The organism is Mesorhizobium sp. M1E.F.Ca.ET.041.01.1.1 (assembly GCF_003997355.1).
Lineage (GTDB): Bacteria > Pseudomonadota > Alphaproteobacteria > Rhizobiales > Rhizobiaceae > Mesorhizobium.
Genome location: NZ_RZSL01000319.1, coordinates 1 through 7,106, shown reverse-complemented (window position 1 = coordinate 7,106; position 7,106 = coordinate 1). Strand labels below are relative to the sequence as shown.

Sequence of the window (7,106 nt, the reverse complement as noted above, 5' to 3'; positions counted from 1 at the left end):
TCGTAGGTCACCGTGACATCGACGAACTCGACACCCGGAACGCCCCAAGCCGCATCGCGGGCGCCCTCCTTCAGGTAATCGGTGGCGGGACAGCCCCGCGTCGTCGTTGTCATCACGATGTTGACGACACCGCCGTCGTTGACCAGGACGGCATAGACGAGCCCCAGGTCGACGATGTTGTGGCCAAGCTCCGGGTCGATCACGAGACGAAGCGCCTCCTTGACCGTCTCGTCATCCAGCTGCGTTTCCGCTCCAACGCTCATGTCACTCCCTTTGCGCCATCGCCGTCCGCGCAAGCTAGCGGGCGGCTCTTTGCCCCGCGACGCTCGACTCAAGCGGCCTTCAAGAGACGGCCGATCTCGACGCGCCAGACCTCCGGTCCCCTTTCGAGGTAGGTCCAGGAGAACTGCTGGGGATGTTCCGCCTCGAGCTGGTAGTAGAGAGGCTTGGGATCGTGGTCGTTGACGAGAACGAACTTCCCGCCAGGGGCAAGCTCGTCGACGAGCTGGAAGATCTTCTGGTGCCTCTGCATCGGCACCAGGCTGCGGACGTCTGTCTCGTTTTGGACGGTCGTATTTGTCATCGGGTCATCCTTCGATTGCATTGACGAGCGGGCAATCCTGTCGCCCGCCGCCAGCGGCGGCGATGCGTACAACGCGTTTCGCTCCGGTTCGCGATAGTCGGCGACAAAACATACATTGTCAATATATGTTTTGTCGATCGGCTGCGTGGCCTTGCAAAACATACATCCTCCGCGCATCTTTCCATTGGATGGGCGACATTGCGATTGTGGCCGGGCAAAGGGATTTCGGATGAGACTGACGGATTTCTCAGACTACTCACTTCGCGTGCTCATGTATGCGGCGGCCAGGGACGGGCAGTTGATCACCATCGAGGAAACCGCTCAGGTCTACGGGATTTCGCGCGCTCACCTGATGAAGGTGGCCAACCAACTGACCCGCGCCGGGTTTTTGAGGGCGGTGCGTGGCCGCTCCGGCGGCTTGACGCTTGCCAAGGCGCCGGGACAGATTCTGCTGGGCGAAGTGCTGCGGGCGACGGAGCCCGACTTTGCGCTGGTCGAGTGCTTCAGGAGCGGCAATAGCTGCCTGATCACCCCCCGCTGCCGCCTCCGCGGAGTGCTGAAGGAGGCGCTTGCAGCCTTCGCGGGGACGCTTGACCGCTACACCTTGGCCGACCTTCTGCTCTCACCGGAAGATTTCGGCATCCAGCCAGCGGCATAAGCGGCAATATCCGGGCTTTCCAAGAAGGCCCATCTCACGGCGGTTCCGCGTCTTGCGCCGGCAAGGCTTGCGGCTCATGCTTCCTTCATCGGGGTACATTGAGGAGCAAACCAGATGACCGACAATCATCGCCTTCCGGATGTGGAAGAGCATCTCTTGCCGACGATCAGGCTTCTCATGGAGATTGGCATGCCTGATCCCGTGGAAAGGATGATCAAGTTCCACGGCGAAAGGATGCGGTCGTCCGGGGTCGCTGAAGCGAGCCGCGCCCTAGACGAGGCGCAGTCATGGTTGATTTCGGCCAGGTTGCATGAAGGGGTTCATGGGAAGGGCAGCCTGCTCAACAAGGAGCATCCAACATACGTGAAAGTCGTCGTTACGAAAGAAGCGGGGCGTCCAGTTCCGGAACAGTTCAGATATCCGATCAGACCTCACGGCGCCGGACGATCGGTCAGCGCAACTGCTAGCGCGTCATAGGTTTCATAGATCTGCCCTATAATCTCCTCCGTCTGCGGATCAACAGCTATATAGCGCTTCTTCGTAACTGCCCTGCCGTTTGAATAAACCACGACATAGACGGCATCGAATACCCAAACCCCTGTCGTCGGTTCATCGACTTGGGTGATCGTGATCTGGGCGTTGTAGAATTCGGCAGCGGCAACCGCGTCGGATTCGCTCAGGAAGTAACCTGCAACCCGCCCGAGGCAATCACGCGAGCACCATACTTCGAGTCCTGAGATGACTGCTGAATAGGTTCTCGGTCCGCCACCTTGCTTGGATGTCATTATTCCCGGTCTCCGTTTCCGAAGGATCTAGGACAACTGAAGTTGATCGACCCTTAATGCTGGCTCCCATTCCTGCGCCGGGCATGTCCTCTTAGAAATCCGACTACGCAAAAGGGGTCAAATCTCACGCTTCGTCGAAGGGATCAAAAAGGGCCGCGGCTTGTGGGGTTATTCTGAAATCGGGATGCCAGTCATTGCTGGCTGGAGTCAGCTTATGGGCATGGGACACCCTAGATGACTGCACTGTTAGGGTCATGAACAAGGACTTTGATGATCGCGCCATTGGTTGTGATTGCGGCTTTGTGTGATCCTCTTTTCTGACTGGCATTTCGAACTGCCGAACTGGGACAAGCGACTGTGACCTGGGTCGTGGTCTTGCGGGATGAATAGGCGCCGCTTTTGATCGTCGTATAGGGCACGCAACGCCCTAGGCGGGATCTATTGCCGCCACCGCTTCACCTGGTCGCATCGCCCACCCCCTTGCCGGGGTGGGTTGAAAAAGATATATTAAATGTACACCTTTTATCGATGGTGCCTGTCTTGCTACCTCTGTTCCTCGTTCACACATTGCGCACCTTCCGTGGTTTGCTCCCGACCTTCACGCCATGCGAGTCTGCGTTCGCCCTCTCGCGCCAGGAGCGGCTCGGCCTGATCTGGTCGGCCATCGACCGCTGGGGCGCCGATTGCCCCGCCTGCGCCATCTGGGCGTTGGAACAGGACAGATGGCGGGCGGCGTCGAATTGAAAAACTGACTGAAAGGAAACGCTCATGCCGAGCAATTCGCACGATTCTTTCATCCGGCCTGCCGACGCATCCGAGCGTGCTTACCTCGAATCCTTAGTTCGCTCGGATTACGACAGGAGCCACCCCGGCGACACCTTCGACGACATGAAGCGCCGCATGCCCTTTTCCAGGGAGGACCAGGGCCTCTATCGCGACTGGATCGCGCTTGCCGCAGCGCGGGCGGATACCGCTGCGAGCGCGAGACCAATTGCCGCCTGAGATACTCGCAATCAAGCGATCCCGTCAGCCGATGCCGCCAGTGGACCGCGCTCGACTCCAGCGCGGTCATCCAGCACGGCGTCCCGTCAAAGGGCAGAAAAATGGCCTACGTCGTCACCGACAACTGTATCAAATGCAAGTACATGGATTGCGTCGAAGTGTGTCCCGTGGACTGCTTCTACGAGGGTGAGAACATGCTCGTCATCCATCCCGACGAGTGCATCGATTGCGGCGTTTGCGAGCCCGAATGTCCGGCGGAAGCGATCTTCCCCGACACGGATTCCTCGGCCACGCAGGCATGGCTCCAGCTCAATCATCAATATGCGTCCTCCTGGCCCAACATAACGCGCAAGAAGACACCGCCCGCCGACGCGGAAGCCTGGGACGGGGTGCCCGGCAAGTTCGATGCCCATTTCAGTGGCGAACCCGGCGAGGGCGAGTGATCTGGCTCCATTCCCTTACCACGCCCCGGCCGCAACAGGGACAAAGGGAACATCGCCGTCCAATCGGGTAACGGCATCTGGAACGGCCGCCGGGCCGATTTCGACACTCACGGCGACGGATGTCGCTGCTTTCGGCTTAGCAGCCACAATCGTCTCGCGGCATGGCCTCCGCCCCGCAAGGCATGTGTTTTTCCGCAGAGAAGCCTAGCTGAGACTCGATTGGCATTCGGCGCTTTATCGGAGGCGAGGAAGGCCATGCAACCATCCGTTCTGCAAAAGCATGACGGGGCGTGCCTGCCACGCTACACCAGCTACCCGCCGCCGCTGGAGTTCTCGCGTTCGGTCGGCCCCGATACTTATGAAAACTGGCATCGCGCCTACCTCCGGATGACTCGGCCTCGCTCTATCTACACATCGCGTTCTGCCTCTCGATGTGCTCGTATTGCGGGTGCCACACCACGGTCACCGCCAAGGATCAGCCTGTCGTCGAGTATCTGCACCTGCTACGCCGGGGTTCGACTTGGTCGCCACGCGAGTGCGGCAGCCGCGTCGGATCGACAGGGTGCATTTCGGCGGCGGCAGTCATGCGACCGCCTAACTGATGACAGCAAACAATTCTGGAGACTGTCGACAAGACAAGAAGACAGCTTCGACGGTGCTCGATGTCTTTTTCGCTCGGCGGCTTGCATCGGTGAGCATGCTGATCGTCCGGCCGCATGAAGATGCGTCGGGACGGACGAGCCGCGGCATAGGCCAGGTAAATGGATGCCGCTCAAGTCCAATCACAACCGCTTTCCGAGAAGCCGCGGCTCATTTCTTCGTCGTACCGCCATTTCCCTGCAAGCTCGGAGAACAAGCACTTTTGCCGTTCAAGACGCGGACTAGCGTGCAAAGCATGCCGACGAAGGTGATAATCCAAGCCGACAGGGCAATGTAGAGGAAGGCGCGCGGCAGCGGCGTTAGGAAACCGAATTCCATAGCGTGGTCCATCTGCCAAGTGGAAGCGGCATACATGCCGAGCGGAAACACGGCACCCCAGTAGAGCGGATCGTAGCGGAAGGGAAAGCGCTCGTAGCCGTAGCGCCAGATTGCCAGCAGAAGGAGCATGGGAATCCACCAGGTCCCCGTCGCCCAGTAGAAGACGGTGAATCCTTTCAGGAATGGCAACAGCGACATCAGGTAGGGCGCGTGCGGGGCGTTCAGGATCAGCAGCGAGCCGGCCAACGTCGAGATGGCCATCGCCCCCATGTTGATCCAGTAAGGCGGCGCCAGGTCGCCCGGTGAGAAGCTGAAGAAGGCATAGCGGTAGAAGATCAGCGACATCATCCAGATGTAGAGCATACCGCCCCACAGCCACATCGACAGGGCCATTAGGTTGAGCTCAAGCCGATAGGGTTGGTCGATGCGTGCCGCCAGCATCGCGCTGGATACCGAGAGCGCTTGCGTCGCCACCACCGCCAACAGCCAGCCGCCGTTGATACCCTTGTCGAGTGTGGGCTTCTCGCGCTTGACAGTGAAGGCGGTGAAGATCGTATAGGTCAGGCACACCCAGAGCAGTATGGCCAGCATCCACAGGGCCGTGCCGACGACGATGTTCTCGCGCAGCACCATGAACTGGCTGGCAACGATGCCGGTGCCGGCCACCGTGGTGAAGTACCCCGGCCCGGTCAGGTGAGCGACCATATCGCCGAAGAAACGGCGCGGATGGCGCCAGGCCCGCATGGCGTACAATACGCACAGAACGGCATATTGCCCGACATTGAGATAGAACAGGCCGAGGGCAATCGTGTCGTGCTGCATCATGAAGGCCGCCAGCGAGATGATGCCCGTGGCCATGACCAGTCCGAAATAGGCGGGCGACATCTCGGCAAGGCCTGAAAACACTTCTCCCGCCTGCTCGGCTCGGCCGCTGGTCGTCATGGCTTCCTCACCTATTGCGGCCCGCCGCGCGGGCATCGCCCTCGCCACTGGGGCGTGTCGGAACTAAGTTGCAAGCACCAGTTCGGACAAGCTGCGATGCCTCCACAAATTACAAGATAAGCATCGGCAGACAGGAAAACCCGCTTGCCGGATAGATGGCGATTGTTGGTTGCGGGCCGGGCACCAGCGCGACATCGCGGGTCCGCTTCAGCAATTCCTCCATGAGGACGCGCAACTCCAGCCGCGCCAGTTGCGCGCCTGGGCAGACATGGATGCCGCGGCCATAAAGGAGGTTCCGCGCAGGGTCGCGATCGAGGCGGAATTCGTCCGGGTGGCCGAAGACAGCCTCGTCGCGGTTCGCCGATGCCCACATAAGCGTGACCCGCTCGCCGACGGCGATCTTGCGCCCTCCGATTTCCACCGGCCTTGTCGCCACCCGTCGGTTGGCGATGAGCGGTGCATGCATCCGCAATATCTCATCGATCGCTGCGGGCAACAGATGCGGACCTTCCCGAAGCCGCTGCTGGACCTGCGGGTTCTCCGCAAGATAGTAGCCCAGGATACCGACGCAGGCAGTGATGGTGCCCAGTTCGCCAACGGTCCAGTTGCGCAGGATGCTAACGATCTCCTCGTGGTTCAACGGCCTGTCGCCCACTCTTTCCCGCAACAGATCCGATGTGATGTCTCCCGGCACGGCCGCGCCGGCCTCGCGCCGGGCCTCCAGCAACTGGCTGATATAGCCGTCGAACTCGAGAGCTATGGCCGCCATCGCGCTAGTGTCCCTCGCCAATGTGGCCTCATGGTTCTTTTGAACCCATTGAAGCAGCGGCTGATGGAGGCTGTCCGGCCAGCCGAGAAAGGCACACTGAATTCGTACAGCGAAGCGCTGGGCAAGCTGCGTGACGAGGTCTATCTCCACGCCTCTCCCCAGGCCGGACACAAGATCGGCCGAAATCGTCCGACAAAGTGGCTCGAAGGATTCAACGCGCTCAGGCTCGAAATGACGTTCGATCAACCGCCGGTAGGCCGTGTGGAGGGGTGGATCCATGCCGCTCGGCACAGAAAGGTGGCGGGAGACCACGCTGCTGAACGTTTGGTGATCGTCCAGGGCGCGCGCCACGTCCTCGTGCCGGAACAGCGACCAACCCAGGTAATCGCTGAGTGCCACCTGGCAGCGGTGGCGCATTGCGTCGTAAGCCTTGATCTGGTTGGAAACGACCGTATCGGATCTGGGATCCCAGTCGGGGCGCGGCTTGTCTGGCATCTGGCTCATCCCCCGACAACGAATTCCCGACCCCGCAGCGGCGGCATGAAATTTTCAGCAAACCGTACTAGCCCGGCGCGCGCACGAGATCTTTGTGCAAGCTCAAACATTTGCGCCGCCGACGCATCTATTTTTCCTTGGCTGGCCACCTAAGGATGCGAAAGCATTTTTGACGCTTCGCGGATTTGCCGTCGGCACGGTCCAAAACGCGCGCTCTTTGATGAAACGCAAACAAGCGTGTTGATGGAGACAATATGGTCGACCGCCAATTGAGGGAAGACGGCCCCATGTCCCGCCTGATATCCGAACCAACGGCATCGATCCGGTCGATGGGCGAGCTTCTCGCCACCGCGCTGATCATGGAGAAGGAGTCCGCCGACAGATATGCGGATCTGGCCGGGCGCATGCGCGCCGCCGGACGGCGAGAACTGGCCGACGTATTCGACCGTCT

At 60.3% G+C, this 7,106-nt stretch carries 9 protein-coding genes and 1 pseudogene; 5 read left to right on the top strand and 5 right to left on the bottom strand.

Annotated elements, in window-relative coordinates:
* Both EOA38_RS22985 and EOA38_RS22980 read right to left on the bottom strand, forming a co-directional pair.
* Positions 1 to 263: metal-sulfur cluster assembly factor (locus tag EOA38_RS22985; RefSeq protein WP_145966035.1), on the bottom strand; the 263-nt coding region annotated here is incomplete at its 3' end.
* A gap of 68 nt (positions 264 to 331) precedes the next feature.
* Positions 332 to 583, bottom strand: coding sequence for a DUF2249 domain-containing protein (locus EOA38_RS22980; protein WP_126093723.1), 252 nt, complete (start codon positions 581 to 583; stop codon positions 332 to 334).
* Positions 584 to 812: 229 nt separating this feature from the next.
* Here EOA38_RS22980 and EOA38_RS22975 point away from each other — a divergent pair, with 229 nt between their 5' ends.
* Together EOA38_RS22975 and EOA38_RS22970 are read left to right on the top strand one after the other, a co-directional pair.
* The gene (locus tag EOA38_RS22975) at positions 813 to 1,241 is read left to right on the top strand and encodes an Rrf2 family transcriptional regulator (RefSeq protein WP_126093722.1); all 429 of its coding nucleotides are present in this window, start codon (positions 813 to 815) and stop codon (positions 1,239 to 1,241) included.
* A gap of 114 nt (positions 1,242 to 1,355) precedes the next feature.
* Positions 1,356 to 1,718, top strand: a complete 363-nt coding sequence (locus tag EOA38_RS22970; protein WP_126093721.1) for a hypothetical protein — start codon at positions 1,356 to 1,358, stop codon at positions 1,716 to 1,718.
* Here EOA38_RS22970 and EOA38_RS22965 read toward each other — a convergent pair.
* Positions 1,673 to 2,026 carry a hypothetical protein gene (locus EOA38_RS22965; protein WP_126093720.1) on the bottom strand — a complete coding sequence of 118 codons (354 nt, stop codon included), beginning with the start codon at positions 2,024 to 2,026 and terminating at the stop codon, positions 1,673 to 1,675. The two genes, EOA38_RS22970 and EOA38_RS22965, sit on opposite strands and share 46 nt — an antisense overlap.
* A 768-nt stretch (positions 2,027 to 2,794) precedes the next feature.
* Between EOA38_RS22965 and EOA38_RS22960 the strand changes: the two genes are divergently transcribed.
* Both EOA38_RS22960 and fdxA read left to right on the top strand, forming a co-directional pair.
* Positions 2,795 to 3,028, top strand: a complete 234-nt coding sequence (locus tag EOA38_RS22960) for a hypothetical protein (RefSeq protein ID WP_127300325.1) — start codon at positions 2,795 to 2,797, stop codon at positions 3,026 to 3,028.
* 101 nt (positions 3,029 to 3,129) lie between these two features.
* Complete coding sequence (fdxA, locus tag EOA38_RS22955; RefSeq protein WP_126093719.1) at positions 3,130 to 3,471, top strand: ferredoxin FdxA; 342 nt, start codon at positions 3,130 to 3,132, stop codon at positions 3,469 to 3,471.
* Positions 3,472 to 4,281: 810 nt separating this feature from the next.
* On the opposite strand, the gene EOA38_RS22950 is transcribed toward fdxA, so the two are convergent.
* Positions 4,282 to 5,391 (bottom strand): tellurite resistance/C4-dicarboxylate transporter family protein, encoded by a 1,110-nt coding sequence (locus tag EOA38_RS22950; RefSeq protein ID WP_126093718.1) that lies wholly within the window; start codon positions 5,389 to 5,391, stop codon positions 4,282 to 4,284.
* Between the two features lie 109 nt (positions 5,392 to 5,500).
* Positions 5,501 to 6,664, bottom strand: coding sequence for a cytochrome P450 (locus EOA38_RS22945; RefSeq protein WP_127300324.1), 1,164 nt, complete (start codon positions 6,662 to 6,664; stop codon positions 5,501 to 5,503).
* Between the two features lie 245 nt (positions 6,665 to 6,909).
* On the opposite strand from EOA38_RS22945, the pseudogene EOA38_RS22940 reads away from it, so the two are divergent.
* Positions 6,910 to 7,106, top strand: a pseudogene (locus EOA38_RS22940) (hypothetical protein); the annotation flags it as partial.

What these genes read in the sequence shown, in the direction of transcription:
- EOA38_RS22980 (WP_126093723.1), bottom strand. Translation starts at nt 583, where the DNA reads ATGACAAATACGACCGTCCAAAACGAGACAGACGTCCGCAGCCTGGTG.
- EOA38_RS22975 (WP_126093722.1), top strand. Translation starts at nt 813, where the DNA reads ATGAGACTGACGGATTTCTCAGACTACTCACTTCGCGTGCTCATGTAT.
- EOA38_RS22970 (WP_126093721.1), top strand. Translation starts at nt 1,356, where the DNA reads ATGACCGACAATCATCGCCTTCCGGATGTGGAAGAGCATCTCTTGCCG.
- EOA38_RS22965 (WP_126093720.1), bottom strand. Translation starts at nt 2,026, where the DNA reads ATGACATCCAAGCAAGGTGGCGGACCGAGAACCTATTCAGCAGTCATC.
- EOA38_RS22960 (WP_127300325.1), top strand. Translation starts at nt 2,795, where the DNA reads ATGCCGAGCAATTCGCACGATTCTTTCATCCGGCCTGCCGACGCATCC.
- fdxA (WP_126093719.1), top strand. Translation starts at nt 3,130, where the DNA reads ATGGCCTACGTCGTCACCGACAACTGTATCAAATGCAAGTACATGGAT.
- EOA38_RS22950 (WP_126093718.1), bottom strand. Translation starts at nt 5,391, where the DNA reads ATGACGACCAGCGGCCGAGCCGAGCAGGCGGGAGAAGTGTTTTCAGGC.
- EOA38_RS22945 (WP_127300324.1), bottom strand. Translation starts at nt 6,664, where the DNA reads ATGAGCCAGATGCCAGACAAGCCGCGCCCCGACTGGGATCCCAGATCC.